Origin of the sequence: uncultured Pontibacter sp. (assembly GCF_947495565.1) — a bacterium.
In the GTDB taxonomy this organism is placed as follows: domain Bacteria; phylum Bacteroidota; class Bacteroidia; order Cytophagales; family Hymenobacteraceae; genus Pontibacter.
Genome location: NZ_CANLZM010000011.1, coordinates 1 through 19,140, shown reverse-complemented (window position 1 = coordinate 19,140; position 19,140 = coordinate 1). Strand labels below are relative to the sequence as shown.

Sequence of the window (19,140 nt, the reverse complement as noted above, 5' to 3'; positions counted from 1 at the left end):
TTCCAGTCCACCACGCTGCAAGCATCTTCTTATCGCCTCTCTTCGAAAAAAGCATCCTGCGTATAATCAAGAAAACCTCACCTGCCAGAAAGCAAGTGAGGTTTATACTTTGTAGCCGAGGCTATACTTTTAGCTTACTGTGCCACCGTTACGGATTTCCTTGCTTGGCTGCACAAAAGCTAAGGAACCATCGGCGTTTTCTGCCATCAGGATCATGCCCTGGCTGGTAATGCCTTTGATCTCGCGCGGGGCCAGGTTTACAAGTATACTTACCTGTTGCCCTACAATATCTTCCGGTTTAAAGAACTCCGCTATGCCGCTTACCACGGTGCGTTGGTCTATGCCGGTATCTACTTTCAGTTTCAGCAGCTTTTTGGTTTTGGCCACTTTCTCAGCTTCCAGGATCGTACCTACGCGTATGTCCAGTTTGGTGAAGTCCTCGAACGTGATGTCTTCTTTGGCAGGCTCCACTACAGCATTTGCCATTTCGTTGGCTTTTTTGGTGTCCAGCAGCTTCTGCACCTGCGCCTCTACGGCGGCATCTTCTACTTTTTCAAACAGTAACTCCGGCTTGCCAATAGTATGGCCTGGCTGCATCAAATCGGCTGCACCGGCATCGGCCCACTGGCCTTGTTGCATGTTTAGCATGGCACGCAGCTTAGTGGCGGAGGCTGGCAGGAACGGCTCCATCAGAATGCTCAGGCTTCCGGAGATCTGCAGGGCAATGTTCATGATGGTTTTCACACGCTCGGCATCCGTCTTGATCAGTTTCCAGGGCTCTGTGTCGGCCAGGTATTTATTGCCCAGGCGTGCCAGGTTCATCAGCTCAGAAAGGGCATCGCGGAAACGGTAGCGCTCAATATAGGTTGAGATTACCAGCGGCATGCCCTCCAGGTCGGCCAGTACTGTTTTATCATAATCCGTGAGCTCGCCACGGGCAGGAACGGCACCCTCGTAGTACTTTTGGGTGAGCACCACGGCGCGGTTAATGAAGTTGCCAAGTATGGAAAGCAGTTCGCTGTTGTTGCGGGCCTGGTAGTCTTTCCAGGTAAAGTCGTTGTCTTTTGTTTCGGGGGCGTTGGCGCAGAGCACATAGCGCAGCACATCGGCCTTGCCCTCAAAATCCTGCAGGTACTCGTGCAGCCATACCGCCCAGTTGCGCGAGGTTGATATCTTCTCGCCTTCCAGGTTCAGGAACTCGTTGGCAGGCACGTTGTCTGGCAAAATATAATCGCCGTGCGCCTTCAGCATGCTCGGGAAAATGATGCAGTGGAATACGATGTTATCCTTGCCGATGAAGTGCACCAGTTTAGTTTCCTCGTCCTTCCAGTACTTTTCCCAGTCGTCTGTCAGGGCTTTGGTGGCCGAGATGTAACCGATCGGGGCATCAAACCATACGTACAGCACCTTTCCTTCAGCACCTTCTACGGGCACAGGCACGCCCCAATTCAGGTCGCGGGTTACGGCGCGCGGCTGCAGCCCTTGATCTATCCAGGATTTGCACTGCCCGTACACGTTAGATTTCCAGTCACTTTTGTGTCCTTCCACAATCCATTCGCGCAGCCAGGGCTCGTACTCGTTCAGGGGCAGGTACCAGTGCTTGGTCTCGCGCATAACCGGCACAGCGCCGCTTAGCGTGCTTTTCGGGTTGATGAGGTCGGTGGCGTTGAGCGAAGTGCCGCAGGCTTCACACTGGTCGCCGTAAGCGTTCTCGTTGCCGCATTTCGGGCAGGTGCCTACTATGTAGCGGTCAGCCAGGAACTGCTGCGCCTTCTCGTCGTAGTACTGCTGCGTGGTTTGCTCTATAAACTTACCTTCTGCGTGCAGCTTTTTAAAGAAATCGCCGGCGGTTTCGGCATGTATTTTAGAGGATGTCCGGTCGTAGATATCAAACGAGATGTTAAAATCCCGGAAAGAGTCGCGGATAAGCTCGTGGTATTTATCTACGGCTTGCTGCGGCGTTATACCTTCCTTCTTCGCCCGGATTGTGATGGGCACCCCGTGCTCGTCGGAGCCACAGATAAACTTCACATCGCGGTTTTGCAGGCGCAGGTAGCGTGCATAAATATCGGCTGGCAAGTATACCCCTGCCAGGTGGCCAATGTGCACCGGCCCATTGGCGTACGGCAAGGCTGCCGTAACTGTATATCGTTTGGGATTATTCGTCATGACGTGTCTTTAAAAAGCAAATATACAAATCCGAAGCGGAATGAAGCGCTAAGTGTCGCCAATCCCGTAAAAGGAAACACAGCTTTATGCGGCAGATTTCCGTAAAACGACACAGGCGCTGAGCTACAGACAGGCTACGGCCATTAGAAACTGTTAGCCGCCTTGCCTGCAACAATCAATATAGTAGAAGCTGAAACCAAATCATCCTTACCCATGAAGAACAAAGATAATTTTAGGACCTCTAAAAATGACGGCGATAACTTAGGTGAGCGCGATAGCACCGAAGAAGTGACCCAAAAACCTGCACCACGTGGAACAGACCGCGAGTCAGAGAATACACCGCCTGAAAATGAAGTATACGTTGACCTGGAGCCTGATGAGTTGCACCTGAGCGAGGAGGAAAAACCGGAAGACGTTGATAAAAAGCAAAAGAAAGACTAAGCCTGTTAAACCGTAATCGGCTCCGTAAATTAAGCTCCGGAGCCGATTACGGTTTTTACTCGTTTACGGGTGGCAATGGCCGCACCACCGTCTGTACCGGCCAATAAATAAAATGGCGGGAGGAGTCGATTGGGGCGTGCGGCAGCAGTTGCGGCCTTAGAGTATTGGGCTCCATGGCTGGTTTGTTGCTGTCAAACTGTTCGATGTTGCGTTTCCGGTTTATCTCGCTGGCCTGGTTATCCATACGTTGCCTTAGTGTGGTGGTGGGGTTGCCTTGCAGGGTTACCCTTTCGGTGGCAGGTATGGGCGGAGGCAAGGTCTGCTGCCCTTCCGAAAGTGAAGTACAAGCCGCCAAACTCATCAAAATAAAACCTATACTGTATATTTTATATTTGCGCATCGTCTTTTACTGCTATAGTTATACTTTGCCTGCTGCCACAGGCCTCTTACTATAGTATACGCATACATCCCAGAACTGCTAAAAATTAGTGCGCCGCAATACCTGGTTAAAGTATAAAAAGCCGCTCCCAAAGTATAACTTATACTTTGGGAGCGGCTTTTTAATAACTTTTGTAAAGCAGTGTGAGAACGGTGATTCTACTTGCCCCAAACATGATTATGCCCTACCTGCGTCAGCATCAGTCCGTCCGGAGCCGGGTTTACGTAACCTTCTTTTGCCAGGTGATGCTCGGCCTCCTTTTGTACGTCTTTGTAGTGCGGGTATTTCTCCTGCAAGTATGGGTAAAGCTGCTGGTAATGCAATACGCTTCCTTCACGCACTTCAAACTTTTTAAAGGCATCTATAATGCACTGCGCCGTGTTCTCTATATTATCAGCTTCTGAATGTAGCTCTGTCATAGTTTTATTCTTTTTGGTTTAGAATAAGAGTACGACAGCTTCTTCGGTATTGTTAGTTACAGTAAAATGCCCGCACAATCGCTGCGGTGGTGATCAAAGCAATAGCATACTACGCTACAAGCTCTAAAATTGTGGCGTTTATACTTCGGAAGGCAGCATGCTCCGGATGCCGCTCCAGAGTTCTATGCGCTGCGCAATACACTGTTTAGACACTTCCAGCGCCTCCTGCAACTTCTCTTCGTCCTCTCCGCACAGTTCGTTTACCATCTGCAGTGCAAGCGGTGTGTGCACTTCCTCATCCAGCTGCACGTGTCGGTCCAGGTAATAGATAAAAGTATCCAGCTTACCCGGAAAGCGCTTGTTCAGGTCAGCTATTAAGTGGCGGAACATATCCGGTATCAGGTCTTCGCGGCCGAAAGTGAAAGCTGCGGCAATGGCATGTGTCTTACCTGAATTGATAATCCGGAAGGTGTTTCGGACAAATGCTTTTACAGAGGAGTCTAACGGAAGCTGATCCAGCGCGTTGTCCACGGTTTTGCCGGACTTCACGCTTTGCAGCAACTCGTTAATTCGGGTACTGTCAGCCCCGGCTTCTGCCATGGCTAGCAGGTAAAGCTCAAAATGGCTGATCGGGTTACCTTGCTGGTCTACGTCTGTCTCCTCCTCCAGTACAATCTCATTAATCAGGCGCCGGGTGCTAGGGCTACCGGTTGGTACCCAGGGCAGTGTGGTGCAGGTAAGGTCGCGCTGCAAGGCCTTTAGCAGACTCATGAAATCCCAGACGGCAAACACGTGGTGCTCCATAAACAGGCGCAAATCTTCGAGCGTGGTCAGGCTCTGGTAAACGTTGTGCTGCAGCAGTTGCTGCCTATGCTCCTGCAGCGCCTGCTGCAGTGCTTCAATTCTGTTATTCATATTTCATTTAAAGTATAATTCCTGCTACCGCAGCCTGTTACTGATGGCTGAAACAGGCACATCACGAAAAAAATTGCCTTCACCATAAAATCTGGCAAAGGCAAAAGTATAACAGAGTAAATCAAACTGGGTTTAATTTACCTTACTTTCAGTAAAATTTAGCGCTGCAGAGTTCAGGCAATAGCGCAGGCCTGTTGGCTTAGGGCCATCCGGAAACACATGCCCGATATGAGAGCCGCAGCGGGCGCACTCTACTTCTGTTCTTAGCTCGCCCAAACTCCTGTCTTCCACCTCTTTTACCCGCTCTTTAGCAATGGGAGCATAAAAACTAGGCCATCCGGTGCCGGACTCAAATTTTGTTTTGGAGCTGAACATAGGGTTACCGCAGGCGGCGCAGGAGTAAAGCCCTTTCTTTTTGTTGCTGTTATACTTGTTTCTGAAGGGAGGCTCGGTTCCCTCCTGCCGCAGCACATAGTACTGCTCCGGCGTCAGCTGCTTTTTCCACTCGGCTTCCGTTTTAACCACGGTATCTTGCAGCGACTCACTGTTAAGCGCCTCTACCACTGCCTGTTCCAGCGGCTCATCGCCTGCTGAGGCGGTAGTGGCTGTGTAATTGGCTTGGGTGTCTTCCTGCGCGCATGCTGTAAAACTCAGCAAGGCCATCATGCAAATTATCTGTATCATTCTCATGTTCATACTTACGATCCAAAAGCCCCCTTGGCTTTACCGGTTTAAAATACCTAACACCTTAGGAAACAAACTTTAACATTGTAATGTTTGCTCCATAACTGTACCAAATACAGTTGTGCAAATAAATTAATACAACCATAACCTGTTTATTTCGAGCGAACTAGTGAAAGTATGAAGCCTTTTTAGTACTTTTGCGGCTCGAAAAACCAATTCAATGCAAAATATTCGAAATATCGCGATCATCGCACACGTAGACCACGGCAAGACAACGCTCGTGGACAAGATCATCCATGCTTCTAAGCTATTCGCAGAGCACCAGCAGTTTGACGACCTTATTCTGGACAACAACGACCTGGAGCGCGAGCGTGGCATCACGATCGTTTCTAAGAACGTGTCGGTTCGTTATAAAGACGTTAAGATCAACATTATCGACACGCCTGGTCACGCCGACTTCGGTGGTGAGGTAGAGCGCGTACTGAAAATGGCAGATGGAGTACTTCTTCTGGTAGATGCTTTTGAAGGAGCCATGCCTCAGACACGTTTCGTGTTGAGCAAAGCTATCCAACTTGGCCTGAAGCCAATTGTGGTGGTAAACAAAGTTGACAAAGAGAACTGCCGCCCGGATGAGGTGCACGAGCAGGTATTCGACCTGATGTTTAACCTGGATGCGACAGAAGACCAGCTGGACTTCACAACGCTTTACGGTTCTTCTAAGCAGGGTTGGATGAGCACAGACTGGACACAGCCTACTGATAACATCACACCTTTGCTAGATGCTATCATTGATGTGATTCCTGCCGCTCCGTTCCGCGAAGGCACGCCGCAAATGCAGATCACTTCACTGGACTACTCTTCTTTTGTTGGACGTATTGCTATTGGCCGCGTTCACCGTGGTACGCTGAAGGAAGGTATGCCGATTAGCTTGTGCAAAGCAGATGGCACTATCAAGAAAGGTAAAATCGCTGAGCTTCAGGTTTTCGAAGGTCTTGGCCGTAAGAGCGTTCCTGAAGTATCGGCTGGCGAGATTTGCGCAGTAACTGGTATCGAAGGTTTTGACATTGGCGATACTATTGCTGATGCTGAGAACCCGGAGCCGTTGGCACGTATCTCTATCGACGAGCCGACGATGAACATGCTGTTCACGATCAACAACTCTCCTTTCTTCGGTAAAGAAGGTAAGTTCGTGACATCACGCCACCTGCGCGACCGTTTATACAAGGAAACTGAGAAAAACCTTGCCCTGCGCGTACAGGAAACCGACCGTGAGGATACCTTCCTGGTATTTGGTCGTGGTATCCTGCACTTGTCTGTACTGATCGAAACTATGCGCCGCGAAGGCTATGAGCTTCAGGTTGGCCAGCCACAGGTAATCTATAAAGAAATTGACGGACAGCGCCACGAGCCAATTGAGCACATGGTAGTTGACGTGCCAGAAGAAACTGCCGGTAAGGTAATTGAGTTGGTAACGCAGCGTAAAGGTGAACTGACGATTATGGAGCCAAAAGGCGACCTGCAGCACCTGGAGTTCAACATTCCGGCGCGTGGCCTGATTGGCCTGCGTAACAACGTGCTTACGGCTACTGCTGGTGAGGCAATCATGAACCACCGCTTCCTGGCTTACGAGCCGCATAAAGGCAACATTCCTAGCCGTAACAACGGTTCTATCATCTCGATGGAGCAGGGCCCAGGTACAGCTTACTCTATTGATAAGCTGCAGGACCGTGGTGTATTCTTCGTTGATCCGGGCGTGGATGTATACATGGGCCAGGTAATTGGTGAGCACAGCCGCCAGAACGATATCACAGTTAACATTCAGAAAGGCAAGAAGCTGACAAACATGCGTGCTTCCGGTTCTGATAACAACGTGAAAATCGCACCTGCCAAGAAGTTCTCTCTGGAAGAAGCCATGGAATACATCCAGAAGGATGAATTGCTGGAGGTAACACCTAAGAGCATCCGTATGCGCAAAATCTATCTTGAAGAGAATGAGCGCAACCGTATGTCTAGAGCCGACGCAAATGCTTAAGCACTAGCAAAAATACTTTAAGAGTAGCCCCATGCGACTTCTGGTTGCATGGGGCTACTTTTTTTACATTGACCTCATAAGGACAGGCTCAGGTTATACTATGTTGGAAGCAACTTAAATAATCTTCCCAGCACACGGGCATTTGCCTTTCTAATTCCCGCTGTTAAGCGCAGCATTACCAATGCTACAGGCTTTTTCTCGTTCTATATCTGTTTTTCAAGATTGAAAGCAGTTCCTATATGTATTATTTAGAATTAATTTAAATAACTCTTGCCTACTACAGAAGAAGCTGATACTTTTGCCTTAAATATAATCAGTCTAAATAAACACAAGCTTATATGCAAAAGTATCTACTCCTGGTTTTATGGCTTTTTGCTCTATCTGTTGGGCAGGCGCAAAGTCAGAACGCTAGCATTTCTGGTAAAGTCATTTCCTCGGAAGGCCAAGCGCTGGAGCTTTTAACAGTAGCGCTGGAAGGAACTGTGCTAGGCACTAACACAAACGCTGCCGGAGAGTTTAAACTCACTAACATCAAGCCCGGAAGCTATACTTTGCGTGTGGGAGGATTAGGCTATAAAGCAGTTCGCCAGCCAGTAACCCTGAATGCCAGCGATAACCTAAACCTGAGCTTCACACTGCTGCCAAGCACAAGCTCGCTGGATGAAGTAGTAGTTTCAGCCAGCCGCTCTGTGGAGACTTTGGATGAGACTCCTGCCTCGGTGTATGTAATTGACTCGCGTACGCTACAGATTCAGTCGCAGATCAGCACCGACCTTTCTAATATTCTGGCGAACACTGTACCGGGCCTCGCTCTAAATAGCAACACAACCAGCAACGTGGGGCAGACCCTGCGTGGCCGTAACGCACTGATAATGGTGGATGGCATACCGCAGTCCACGCCGCTACGCAACGGCAGCCGAGATATACGTACCATAGACCCTGCCGCTATTGAGCGCGTGGAGGTGGTAAAAGGCGCCACAGCTGTTTATGGCAACGGTGCAGACGGCGGCCTCATCAATTATATTACCCGCCAGCCAAATACCGCCAAACCGTTTAGCGCCTATACTTCGCTTACCGGCACCGGTGCACTTTTCCATTCAGATAATACCTTTGGAGGGCGTGCTTCTCAGGTGTTTTCCGGCAAGCTGAAAAATTTTGATTATGTGGCCAGCGGAACCTACGAAAAAACAGGTGTGATGCGCGACGGAGAGGGTGAGGTAATTTCACCGGTATATGGCCTCGGCGAAACAAAAATGTACAACGGCTTTGCCAAGGCTGGGTATAATTTCAGTTCTGATCATCGTGTGGAGGCTATGTATAATTACTTTGGCAGCCGCCAGAACTCAGATTATGTATTGCAACCAGGCAAGTATGGCGAGCAGCCAGCTATCGGGGTGAAAGGTGAAGTGCAGGGCGAACCGGAGGGTACTAAGTATAACCACAATGCGCAGGTGAAATACATCGGCAAGAATCTTTTCCTGAACACCAGCATGGAGGCAAGCGCTTACTTGCAGAACTTTTACACGGTTTACGGCTATACGCCATACTTTAAAGATGGCGGTCAGTCTACCATCAAGTCAGCAAAAAACGGTGTGCGCCTTAACCTGAACACGCCATTCAGCATCAGCAGCAACGTGGAGGGCAATTTGATTTATGGCGCCGACTACCTGAACGACGTAACATCGCAGCCGCTGGTAGACGGCAGCACCTGGGTACCGGAAATGGACCTGAAAAACCTGGCTCCTTACGCACAGTTGCAACTCAACATCCTGCAAGACCTTAATTTTAAAGCCGGCTATCGTTTTGACAACGTGTCGATACAGGTAGATGATTTTCAGCAACTGGTACTGGCAAGCGGCGCCGGCGGCAATTATGTGCAGGGCGGAAAACTGAAATTCAACGCGCATACTTTCAATGCTGGCCTGCGCTACTCTGCACTAGCTTACTTTAAGCCGTTTGTTAGCTACTCACAAGGGTTTTCTATGATCGACGTGGGCCGTTACGTGCGTAGTGCCAAAGAGGATTTTATTTCACAGATGGACCTGGAACCTGTAATTGTGAACAACTATGAGGTTGGTTTCCATAGCCAGGTTGGCATCGCTTCTTTTAGCGGCGCTTATTTTATCAGCACTTCTAAACTTGGCGCTAACCTGGTTGCCAACGCAGATGGCGTGTATGAGATTGAGCGTGCACCGGAGCGTGTAGAAGGTTTCGAGGCCTTAGTAGATCTGTTTATTTCAGATAAAATAACGCTTGGTGCCAACGCCTCTTACAGCGAGGGAAAAGCCGATTTCAATAATAACGATGACTACAACGACAGTGAAGATAAATATCTGAACAGCTTGCGCATCCCACCCTTCAAACTTACCTCCTACCTCAACCTGAAGCCAACAGAAAAACTGAACATTAACCTGCAGTGGATTTATTCAGGAGAGCGAGACCGTTTTGAGCGTAACGCCAATGGCAGCTATAGCTCCGGCCAGGGCCCAGTAGAGGCATTTGATGTGTTTAACCTGGCTGCTTCTTACCAAGCCACCGAAAAGCTGAGCCTGAATCTGGGGATCGAGAACCTGCTGAATAAAGCCTATTACCTGCCACAGGCTTACTGGTATGGCCGCGACGATACTTTTACAAGAGCCAACGGTGCCAGATTCCAGTTTGGGGCAGCCTATAAGTGGTAATATTTTGAAGAAGCGCGTTAAAAAAACCTTCTCAATTCACCATTGGTGTGGGCTGATAGCCGGGATATTCATCCTGGTTATCAGCCTTTCCGGCGTTATACTTGTCTTTGATGATGACATTGACGAGGCTATGTTTGCTAGCCACTCTCAGCTGGAGAAACCTGCCGGGGCTTTACATATTGATAAGTCAATAGGTTGGGTGAGAGCTGAGAACCCGAGCTGGGATATACGAGTGCCAGCCTTGCCGGCTAAAGGCAATGAGGCGCTGCTGTACGAGCTGCGGCAGGGGCAGCTGCGCAAATGGCTGTTCGTGCACCCGGAAACCGGCGAAAAACTATCAACCGTCGGTCAGGCGCACAACCGCTTTTCCTACGTTGTTCTTAACATTCATTACAACCTCCTTTCAGGCACACCTGGCAAAATTATCGTGTTGCTGGTAGGCCTCGCGCTGCTGCTGCTCACCGTTACCGGGTTTATACTTTACCGCAAGTCAGTTGTGAAGGTGCTTACCTTCCGGCAAAAGATCAGCTTCACTAGCCGCAGAAGTATGTTTTCCAGCCTGCACCGGATTATAGGAGTATGGGCACTGGCTTTTAACCTGCTGATGTGCGTTACAGGTATTTCGTTGGCTATTGCGGTAGTGAATGCGGCATTAAAAAGCGGCTCTAACGAAGTTGCGGTGCCCGAGATAAGAGCTTCTGTGGATACAGCCTTAGCGGCCGTAAACACTGCTCACCCAATGTTTGAAGTTACTTACCTGCGCTTCCCTGTAAATGAAGAAGGTAAGATACAACTGCTCGGCCGCCTACGCTCAGACCCCTCCTACTATGGCAAATTCTACAGCAAAATACAGGCAGACTATAGAACAGGAGAGTTGAGTGCGCCATACTTTGTACAGGATCAACCGTTACTCGACCGCTTCCTGATATCACTGCACCCCATCCACTTCGGAGATTTTGCCGGCTTGTTTGTAAAGTTACTTTATGCCTTTTTCGGGCTGATGCCGGGTATACTTTCCATATCCGGATTTGCCATCTGGCACTACCGCCAACAGCCGCAGCAGGAGTCTGTAAAGCAAAAACCAAGGAAGCTGGTGAAGGTGGTGCGGTAGGAATTGCAATTCTTAATAATAGTTACTTTCGATAGAGTCGTTTCTTCTGCCGCAAAATTGCGTCTTGTGGCTTTTATGAGTCCAGTTGTCAACTGACGATCTAGGCAAAGCAACTCATGCCAGTTTAAACAAAGCTCCAGGCTGAAAACTTGAAGCAGGTAAAATGAAGTATTAAACCTAGTTTCCATACTTAAAACGCCGGAGCCGCAAGTTTATACTTGCGGCTCCGGCGTTTTATACTTTATACTTGCTACAGCTTAAACTGCACCGAAAACTTAAGCCCGAATTTTCTGGCGCCTTCGTCCCGGTATGTCAGCCTGTGGAAAGCATCCACACGCAGGAACCTGAAAATGTTCTCGATACCATAACCGACTTCTACATACGGCGTATGTCCCAGCGCCTTAAACGACTCCTGTGTTGTGCCGGCAGGCGTTACCTCCGGCATCAGGTTAAGGTTTTTTTGGCTAAGGCTGCCGTAAAGAATGTTAGCCGAGCCCTGTACGCGCCATTTCAGCTTTTTTATCAGTGGCAGGCGGTTAAACAATAATCCTTCAAAATACTGCTCAAAGTGCAGCGAAGCATATGTATCGCTGGCAAATTCAAAGTAGTCCATCAGGTTATAGGTGGCATCGTAATAAAAAGGAGTCTCGTTTCCGGTGTGCACCTCCAGCAGCTGGTAAGGCACCGGCGAGAAAATTCTGCCTGCTTCCAGCTTATAAAGCGCATTACCCAACTTACCCATTACAAACGCCTGCTCCACCCCCAGGTCCACGCGCTGGTAATCCACTGTAGAGCCCAAGGCGTTGTTCAGGCCGAGGGTATATTTCAGGCTCAGCACAGGACGGCTGCCACTGCCCAGGCTAATTCGCTCGTTGTCATTCTCTACAAAAATTTCGTTGTTGGCGTAGCGCGTCAGGAAACTGACTTCTGTAGCGGTAAAGCTGCTGGCAACCTCATCAGGGTTTTCAGGCCCGTTTTTGTAATATGCAAAATCGTACTGCGGATCAAAGTGGCGCGTGCGCATACTGATACGCTCTGTCATGCCCCGCAGCACATCGCGCTGCAGGTACAGGTTTGTTTCGCGCACAAGTATAGGTTTGCGCAATTCTCCGAAGCGCGAAAAGCCCAGGAAGAAAGGACTAGCCTCCAGTTTATCAGACATCAGCCCCACTTGCTCCAAGTCCTGCGAATGGTTAATTCCAATCTCGCTCCAGCGCTTTCGGCTCAGGATGTAGCGCCCGCCCAGGCTATACTTATACTTATCGTCCTCGGTGCCGTAGGCAGCATATGCCCGTAGTTCCAGTTTGTTGCTGAAGTTGATGTTTGTCTTGCCTCCCACCTGAAACCGGTGCCCCTCCACATCGTTGTAAGCGTAAGTGTACGGCCACGGCCCCAGGCTAACTTTTCCAAAACTTTTATAGCCTGTGCCTAGTATGGTTGCGATGTTGGTAAACCGCTTTATCTTGGGAGTTTCCCTTAAAGCGTTGATTGTAGCATAAACCTGCTGGTCGGCAGTGCTCAAAGTATCGTGGCGGCGCTCTTCCCAGTAACTTTCCGCCTGCTTGCCTGCTCCGGCAAGTAGCTCCACGGGTTTATCAAAAAACACATTATCCTGCGGCTGGTTTACAGTTACATCTTTGTAAGAAGTATAAACTTTCGCCAAAATACCGGGGCGCTTTGGGGTAAGTCCCACAATTTTAATCCTGACCTCTGTTTCGGAAGGCACCCAAGTCTTCTCCCCTACCTGCTGCAGTTCCTGCGTCAGGCCGATCCTTTCCACAAAGTTTATGTTTGCTGATTTGTTGACGCGGGCTTCAATTTTACGCAAAGCGTAGCCTTCTGCGGTAATCCACATACGGCCGCTAAAAGCCAGGTCCTGCGGGCGCTTCTGCTTAAAAGAGAGTTCATAGCACCAGTCGTTGCCAATGTAGGTGCTGTCCTCCAGTTCGTAAGCATAGTAGCCTTTCCAGCCATCGGCAATCGGGCTGACAAAGTTCTTCTGCAGCACACTTACCCAGTTCTGGTAAAAATTATAATCCTGAAAGCTGCTGCCAATCACCTGCGATACCAGAGCTCCGTCTTGCAAGCCAATACCGGTTACTTTAGAGGCTTTTATGATTTCTTTGCTCCGCTTGGGGTCATGGTTAAAATACACATCGGATAAGGCCTCTGAAATAAAGAACGGCAGCACCTTCTTGCCATCCTCGCCGGCCTGGTACATTTGTGAGTCTACCAGAGAGGTGATGGCTTTGCCCACCACGCCTTTGCCTTTCTGCTGCCCCACGTTGTCTACGTCAAACTGCATTTTAGTATAGGCTTCGTACTGATAAGCGGTCAGTTTGCGTTTATCATTGGCGTTTTTGTTCTCCATTACGCGCCTCATAATAGGCCAGGCCGGGTTTTCGCCGGGGCGTATCACCACCTCCTGCAGCTGCTGCGCATTGGTGTTCAGCTTAAAATTCAGTGTTTGTACGGCTACTCCTTTTTTTACAGGCAATGTAAGTGGCAGATAGCCTACAAAGGCAGCCGTAAGCGAATCCGGGGTGCTGGCAAGCCGTATGTTAAAGTTGCCATCTACGTCAGTGGAGGTGCCAAGAGAGGTGTTTTTAATATAGATGCCTACAAAAGGAAGCGTCTCGCCTGTTGCAACATCTGTTACCTGTCCTGAAATTCGGGTTTGCGCCTGGCTTATCAGCGTGGCAAACAGCAGCAGGGATAATACAATATATCTTTGCAAAACTATATTTTTTGAAGGCTGCAAAGGTATGCTGATTTTTTTAATTGATCATCATATTTGTTTCAACAACAGTGGCTGTAAACCGCTGATTTAGTAAACAATCTCCTGAATCGGAGTTGCAACACATAACATATCATATTTGTATGAATGAACTGGAGCCGCATAAGTATAGCTAAACTTCTATATTACGTTTACCTGTGCCTGCTGTGCCTTGCCTAATCTTTCTGTATAGTTCACATGAAAACATTACAGCTGTTTTACGTTTAACAAGTTAATTAATAGGATCCGCATCTATATGAAGCTATACCTTTGGCAGGTTATACTTGCCCTTCTCCTTATTACTTCAGGTGGCTGTGCCAAAAAGAACTTCTACTCCGACACACCGGTGGTAGACGCTGAAGTATACCAAAGCCTGAAAAATGATTTAACCGCTACAGACAGCGTTACCATAAAAGCGGGCTCCCATTACAAACGCGGTTTCCTGCACCGCGTATTCTGGGGCCAGCACCACCGCCCTCTCTGGAATGCCCCCGTTACGGTTCCGGTTTTTGAGATGGATACCACCTGGGGCGGGCTGGCTATAGAAAAGAAAGGAGGCGGCTTTCAGACAACAAGTTTTACCATGGTTGGGCCGGATAACTTTACCTATGCCCTTCGCTCCCTTGATAAAGAACCCTCCGAGGTGCTGCCCAAAGTATGGCGCAAAACCTTTGTCGTTAATATTCTGCGCGACCAGATATCAGCTATAAACCCGTATGCAGCCCTGGTGCTGCCGCCTATGGCCCAAGCCGCCGGTATTCCGCACCCCTCGCCTCAGCTAGTGTACGTGCGCCCCAATGATGCTGATTTTGGTGAGTACAAGGAAACAGCCAGCAATAAAGTATACATGCTGGAAGAAAAGTATAACGACGAGCGTACCGTAGAAGACATGCCCGGAAATGCCGCTGATATAATAGGGAGCGGGAAAATGCTGAACCAACGCTACGGGGATGATGATCATTTTATAGATCAGGTGGCCTTCGCCCGTGCCCGCCTCTTCGACTTACTTATAAACGACTGGGACCGCCACGAGGGGCAGTGGGAATGGGCTGAGTATAAGCGCAACGATAACCAATACTATCGCCCTATACCCAAAGACCGCGATAATGCCTTTTACCGGTTTCAGGACGGCCTTATCCCCTGGATTTTCAGCCGCAACTGGGCTATCCGCAAATTTGAGTCTTTTGACGAGGACTTTAACGATGTATACGCCCTCACCGTTAACTCGCAGTTTATAGACAAGCGGGCGCTGGCGCAAGTAACCCGCGCGCAGTTCGACTCGCTGGCGGTGGCGCTGCAGCAAAGTATAACCGACGAAGTGATAGAAGAGGCGGTGCGGCAGTATCCTCCATCTGTGTATGAACTGGAGGGAGAGCGCACCAGGCAGAAACTCATCAGCCGCCGCAACCAGCTGCGCCAGGCTGCCGCTGAATTTTATGAGATCCTGGCTGAAGAAGTATTGGTAGCAGGCACAGACAAAGAGGATATTTTTGAAGTAAACCGGCTCAACGATGAAGAAACAGAAGTTACCGTACGTCGCGAGTCTGACAATAAAGTAACCTATCACCGCACCTTTAAACGCTCCGAAACAAAACTGATTACGCTGCATGGCTTGGCAGAGGACGATGTTTTTAGAGTGAGCGGCAAAGTGAAGAAAGGCATCAAAATAAAAATAGTGGGAGGCCGCGGAGAGGATGAGATAAAAGACGAATCTGAAGTGGGAGGCTGGGGAAAGAAAACCTGGGTTTACGACACAAAGCGCGGCACCGAGCTAGAGGCTGGCCCTGACACCAAAGACAAACGCACACATGATGTGCGCGTACACGCCTTTGACCGGGAAGGCTTTTGATGCCACCCCCCGGCAGTACACTTTCATACTTTTCCATACTTCCAGTGTTCCTATATCACCTAAATGAATTTCACCAAAACTATATACCATACGTTGTGGCTACTGGTGCTCTGCACAGCGGCCTCCTGCAGCGAGCGCTTTGCGCATAGTGTACAACAGGTTCCTCCTCCTGCCAACACCCCTGCCGCTACACCGGATTATACTGATAGTACCATAACCTTGGCTGCCGGAGAGCATTACGGCCGTAGCCGCCTGCATACTTTGTTCTTCGGGAAACATTATCGCCCCGCCTGGACCGCCCCCGTTGAAGCCCCGGTGTTGGATATTGGCACCGCCCACGGAGGCCTTACCCCGCTGCAGATGGGCGGCAGCAGACAGACTATTAGCCTGCGCATGGAAGATAGCACAGGCACAGAGTACGTTATCCGCTCCCTGGATAAAGAGCCTGCCAGCGCATTGCCTGTAAAATGGCAACAAAGCTTTATTGCTGGTTTTATACGCGATGCTACCTCCGCCACCATTCCTTACGCCCCGCTGGTTTTGCCTACCATGGCACGCGCCATTGATATACATTACCTGGAGCCAAAACTGGTTTATGTACCGCACGACCCGCGGCTGGGCAAGTTTACAGATAAAATTGGTGGCACTCTGGCTCTGATGGAACGCCGGCCTACTGACAGCCAAACAGACTATAACCCTATGGGCAATGCCCCAAAAGTGAAAAGCACCCGCTCCGCCATCACAGAGCGCCTCACCGATAATGATTCATACTTTGATGCACGGCTGTTCCTGCGTTCGCGCCTCTTCGATATGCTGATCGGTGACTGGAGCCGCCATGAAGACAATTGGCGCTGGGCCGAGTTCGAGCACGCCGACAAAGCTTATATTTACGAGGCTATTCCCCGCGACCGCGATAACATCTTTTACAAGATAGACGATGGCCCCATACTTTGGCTTTTGCAGCGGCTAGGCGTAAAACCTCATTTCCAGACGTTTAAAAAAGACATCAGCGCCAGCAAGCTCGAAAAACTGAACCGAAGCGGCCGCAACCTGGATGAGCTTATACTTACCAAGCTGGAGTGGCAGGACTGGCAGGAGATAGCAGACAGCGTACAGCAAGCCCTGACGGATGAGGTGATCAACCAAGCCTTTACAGCCTTGCCAGATACAATTGCCACGCTCACGGCCGATCCTCTTATCACCAAACTTAAATCACGACGGGATAAGCTGCCGCAGATAGCCCGCAACTATTATGAAACCCTGGCTAAAAACGTGCAGGTAGTGGGCACTGATAAGCACGAGCGCTTTGAAGTGGCGATACAGCCGAACGGCGATGTACGGGTGCGGATGTATAAAATACATAAAGGCGGAGAGATACAGCAGCTGCTTTACGAGCGCACTTTCCACCCATCCGAAACAAACCTGCTCGAAATTTACGGCTTAAGCGGAGAAGATGAGTTTGTATTTAAGGGCTCTACTAAACCAAAGCTAAAGATAAAAGTATGGGGAGGCGCCGGCGAAGACTGGTATGAATCCAATAGCGCAGCGCTTGCCAAGCGCGTGTGCATTTACGACAGCCTGTACCGTAACACCGTTAAAATGCCAGACGAAACGCATGTACAACTTGACAACGACCAGCAGGCGCAAACCTTTGACGCTGCAGGCTGGCTGCTTCGCTATTACCTGAATTAAAGTGCGTGCAAGTATGAATTATTCTGCCTTACGGTTTGGCCTCGTACAGTTATACTTTAGAGTAAGATAAAGCATCGGTGGTAGGTTATAGTAGAAAATAGTAATTTCACCGCAAATTGGCTACCGCTAAGCATATGCTTTAAGCCGGTAGATGTTCAATACCATTTACGCTTTATCTTTTACCCGTTCATGAAACAAACTTTACTCTCCTTGCTGATCTGTTTATCAGCGAGCCAGTTATCTGCGCAGCAGCTCGATTACCCAGTCACCCGCCAAACCGCCACAGCCGATACGTTTCACAGCCAGTATGTTGTACCAGATACGTACAGATGGTTAGAGGAGCCAAACAGCCCAGAGGTAAACGCCTGGGTGGAAGCTCAGAACAAAGTTTCCGGGAAGTACCTTACAAAGGCATCAAACCAGACTAATGCTTTTCTGGCCATAGATAAGTACTCTTATGTAAATACAACACAGAACTTCACTAAAGTCGGCAACTACTACTTCCGTTACTATTATTATAACAAGAACGGCACACCGGCTCTATACTATAAAAAAGAAATGAGCAAGGACCCAAGGCTCGATGACCTGAAGGCACTTGTAGACCCTGCGCATATTTCTGGCAAAGACAGAATTATGCTGGAGGGGTTCGATGTTTCTAAAAGCTCCAACCTGCTGGCCTATCAGTTTAGCCGCAATGGCAGCGATTGGGCCGAGATGAAAGTAGTGGATCTTAAAAAAGGCGTTCATCAATCAGATCATCTGCACAAGGTAAAGTTTTCCAACATTGCCTGGAAGGACAACGGCTTTTTCTACGCGGCTTACCCAGACGGAAACGACCAGAAAGTTTTTTACCACCGAATCGGAACAGCGCAAAGCGATGATAAGCTGATATTTGAGCGCGGCAATGCTGCTGTTACATTCCGCTTTTTTACCTCAGCCGATGAGCGCTTCTTTGTTCTGACAGAGGTTAACGAGCAGACCGGATTGAAGAACTACTATTACATAGATTACCAGCAAGCGCAGCCTGCACTAAAGCCGCTTTTAACCAATATCAGTTTTGGCTTGGATATACTTGGGGTTAACAATGGTAAGTTTATCGCTGAAACCAGCTATAAGGCTAACAACGGCCGCATAGTTGAGCTAGACCCAGGCGCACCCTTCAACTGGCGTGTTATTGTGCCTGAGTTCTCCAAAGAACTGCTGCTGAACACTTTTCTGATGAAGGACAGGTTTATCGCGACCTATTTAACCGATGGGCATCCGCTACTGACGGTATTCGACTACAGCGGCAAAATGCTTTACAAGCTTGAGCTGCCCGTAGCCACAACCATAGGTAACTTTACAGGCTCTCCTGATGATGACGAAGTACTCTACCGCTACGCTTCCTATACTTTCCCTTCGGTAGTTTACAAGTTTAACGTAAAGACTTTTGAGCGCACCCTCACCGACCGAACCACGGTAACTTACGACCTCGACAAGTTTGAGTATAAAGCGGTGGAATATCCGGGCAAAGACGGCACATTGATTCCGATAACGCTGGTTTATGAAAAAGGGCTGAAGCTAAACGGTAAAAACCCAACTCTACTGAAAGCTTACGGTGGCTTTGGTACTATCTCAACGCCAGGTTTTGAGCCGGGCATTATTCATTTTATCAGAAACGGCGGCGTGTTTGCCTATGCATCTGTGCGTGGCGGCGGAGAGAAAGGTGGGCAATGGGCCGCTCAGGGCCGCGGCGCTAACAAACAGACTTCTTTTGATGATTATATTTCAGCAGCAGAGTTTCTGATAAAGAGCGGCTATACTTCTCCTGACAAGCTTGCTGCAACCGGAGGTTCTAACGGAGGGTTGGTAGTAGTGTCGGCTCCCCGGTTTTAGAACCGTTTAGGAGTAGAGTATTCAACATATTTCAAATCACTTCTATCACCACTACTA

Annotated in this window: 13 protein-coding genes; 7 read left to right on the top strand and 6 right to left on the bottom strand. The window is 49.2% G+C overall.

All coding sequences use genetic code 11. The features are described 5' to 3' along the window. Window positions 1-129 precede the first annotated feature (129 nt). Complete coding sequence (gene metG / locus Q1B04_RS14015) at window positions 130-2,169, bottom strand: methionine--tRNA ligase (protein ID WP_299759800.1); 2,040 nt, start codon at window positions 2,167-2,169, stop codon at window positions 130-132. Between the two features lie 213 nt (window positions 2,170-2,382). Between metG and Q1B04_RS14010 the strand changes: the two genes are divergently transcribed. Then, on the top strand, window positions 2,383-2,610 hold the full coding sequence (locus Q1B04_RS14010) for a hypothetical protein (RefSeq protein ID WP_299759798.1): 228 nt from the start codon (window positions 2,383-2,385) through the stop codon (window positions 2,608-2,610). Between the two features lie 55 nt (window positions 2,611-2,665). On the opposite strand, the gene Q1B04_RS14005 is transcribed toward Q1B04_RS14010, so the two are convergent. From Q1B04_RS14005 to msrB, 4 genes are all read right to left on the bottom strand, one after another. Further along, window positions 2,666-3,010: a hypothetical protein gene (locus tag Q1B04_RS14005; protein WP_299759796.1), complete on the bottom strand. Its 345-nt coding sequence runs from the start codon at window positions 3,008-3,010 to the stop codon at window positions 2,666-2,668. 197 nt (window positions 3,011-3,207) lie between these two features. Next, window positions 3,208-3,468 carry a hypothetical protein gene (locus Q1B04_RS14000; protein ID WP_299759794.1) on the bottom strand — a complete coding sequence of 87 codons (261 nt, stop codon included), beginning with the start codon at window positions 3,466-3,468 and terminating at the stop codon, window positions 3,208-3,210. Window positions 3,469-3,606: 138 nt separating this feature from the next. Beyond that, window positions 3,607-4,383, bottom strand: coding sequence for a DUF3050 domain-containing protein (locus tag Q1B04_RS13995; RefSeq protein ID WP_299759792.1), 777 nt, complete (start codon window positions 4,381-4,383; stop codon window positions 3,607-3,609). A 132-nt stretch (window positions 4,384-4,515) separates the two neighbouring features. Continuing rightward, a complete protein-coding gene (gene msrB / locus Q1B04_RS13990) occupies window positions 4,516-5,073 on the bottom strand; it encodes a peptide-methionine (R)-S-oxide reductase MsrB (RefSeq protein WP_299760093.1) in 558 nt (185 codons plus the stop codon). Window positions 5,074-5,287: 214 nt separating this feature from the next. On the opposite strand from msrB, the gene typA reads away from it, so the two are divergent. The 3 genes from typA to Q1B04_RS13975 all read left to right on the top strand — a co-directional run bounded on the left by typA (window position 5,288) and on the right by Q1B04_RS13975 (window position 10,891). Then, window positions 5,288-7,099: a translational GTPase TypA gene (typA, locus tag Q1B04_RS13985; protein WP_299759790.1), complete on the top strand. Its 1,812-nt coding sequence runs from the start codon at window positions 5,288-5,290 to the stop codon at window positions 7,097-7,099. A gap of 338 nt (window positions 7,100-7,437) precedes the next feature. Beyond that, the gene (locus tag Q1B04_RS13980; protein ID WP_299759788.1) at window positions 7,438-9,780 is read left to right on the top strand and encodes a TonB-dependent receptor; all 2,343 of its coding nucleotides are present in this window, start codon (window positions 7,438-7,440) and stop codon (window positions 9,778-9,780) included. A 4-nt stretch (window positions 9,781-9,784) separates the two neighbouring features. After that, entirely contained in the window at window positions 9,785-10,891 is a 1,107-nt protein-coding gene (locus Q1B04_RS13975; protein WP_299759786.1) for a PepSY-associated TM helix domain-containing protein, read from the top strand. 250 nt (window positions 10,892-11,141) lie between these two features. Here Q1B04_RS13975 and Q1B04_RS13970 read toward each other — a convergent pair whose 3' ends face one another. Then, window positions 11,142-13,628, bottom strand: coding sequence for a DUF5686 and carboxypeptidase-like regulatory domain-containing protein (locus Q1B04_RS13970; protein ID WP_299759784.1), 2,487 nt, complete (start codon window positions 13,626-13,628; stop codon window positions 11,142-11,144). Between the two features lie 295 nt (window positions 13,629-13,923). On the opposite strand from Q1B04_RS13970, the gene Q1B04_RS13965 reads away from it, so the two are divergent. The 3 genes from Q1B04_RS13965 to Q1B04_RS13955 all read left to right on the top strand — a co-directional run bounded on the left by Q1B04_RS13965 (window position 13,924) and on the right by Q1B04_RS13955 (window position 19,083). Beyond that, complete coding sequence (locus Q1B04_RS13965; RefSeq protein ID WP_299759782.1) at window positions 13,924-15,516, top strand: hypothetical protein; 1,593 nt, start codon at window positions 13,924-13,926, stop codon at window positions 15,514-15,516. A 63-nt stretch (window positions 15,517-15,579) separates the two neighbouring features. After that, window positions 15,580-17,208 (top strand): hypothetical protein, encoded by a 1,629-nt coding sequence (locus tag Q1B04_RS13960; RefSeq protein WP_299759780.1) that lies wholly within the window; start codon window positions 15,580-15,582, stop codon window positions 17,206-17,208. Window positions 17,209-17,397: 189 nt separating this feature from the next. Next, the gene (locus Q1B04_RS13955; protein ID WP_299759778.1) at window positions 17,398-19,083 is read left to right on the top strand and encodes a prolyl oligopeptidase family serine peptidase; all 1,686 of its coding nucleotides are present in this window, start codon (window positions 17,398-17,400) and stop codon (window positions 19,081-19,083) included. Window positions 19,084-19,140 lie beyond the last annotated feature (57 nt).

What these genes read in the sequence shown, in the direction of transcription:
- metG (WP_299759800.1), bottom strand. Translation starts at nt 2,169, where the DNA reads ATGACGAATAATCCCAAACGATATACAGTTACGGCAGCCTTGCCGTAC.
- Q1B04_RS14010 (WP_299759798.1), top strand. Translation starts at nt 2,383, where the DNA reads ATGAAGAACAAAGATAATTTTAGGACCTCTAAAAATGACGGCGATAAC.
- Q1B04_RS14005 (WP_299759796.1), bottom strand. Translation starts at nt 3,010, where the DNA reads ATGCGCAAATATAAAATATACAGTATAGGTTTTATTTTGATGAGTTTG.
- Q1B04_RS14000 (WP_299759794.1), bottom strand. Translation starts at nt 3,468, where the DNA reads ATGACAGAGCTACATTCAGAAGCTGATAATATAGAGAACACGGCGCAG.
- Q1B04_RS13995 (WP_299759792.1), bottom strand. Translation starts at nt 4,383, where the DNA reads ATGAATAACAGAATTGAAGCACTGCAGCAGGCGCTGCAGGAGCATAGG.
- msrB (WP_299760093.1), bottom strand. Translation starts at nt 5,073, where the DNA reads ATGAGAATGATACAGATAATTTGCATGATGGCCTTGCTGAGTTTTACA.
- typA (WP_299759790.1), top strand. Translation starts at nt 5,288, where the DNA reads ATGCAAAATATTCGAAATATCGCGATCATCGCACACGTAGACCACGGC.
- Q1B04_RS13980 (WP_299759788.1), top strand. Translation starts at nt 7,438, where the DNA reads ATGCAAAAGTATCTACTCCTGGTTTTATGGCTTTTTGCTCTATCTGTT.
- Q1B04_RS13965 (WP_299759782.1), top strand. Translation starts at nt 13,924, where the DNA reads ATGAAGCTATACCTTTGGCAGGTTATACTTGCCCTTCTCCTTATTACT.
- Q1B04_RS13960 (WP_299759780.1), top strand. Translation starts at nt 15,580, where the DNA reads ATGAATTTCACCAAAACTATATACCATACGTTGTGGCTACTGGTGCTC.
- Q1B04_RS13955 (WP_299759778.1), top strand. Translation starts at nt 17,398, where the DNA reads ATGAAACAAACTTTACTCTCCTTGCTGATCTGTTTATCAGCGAGCCAG.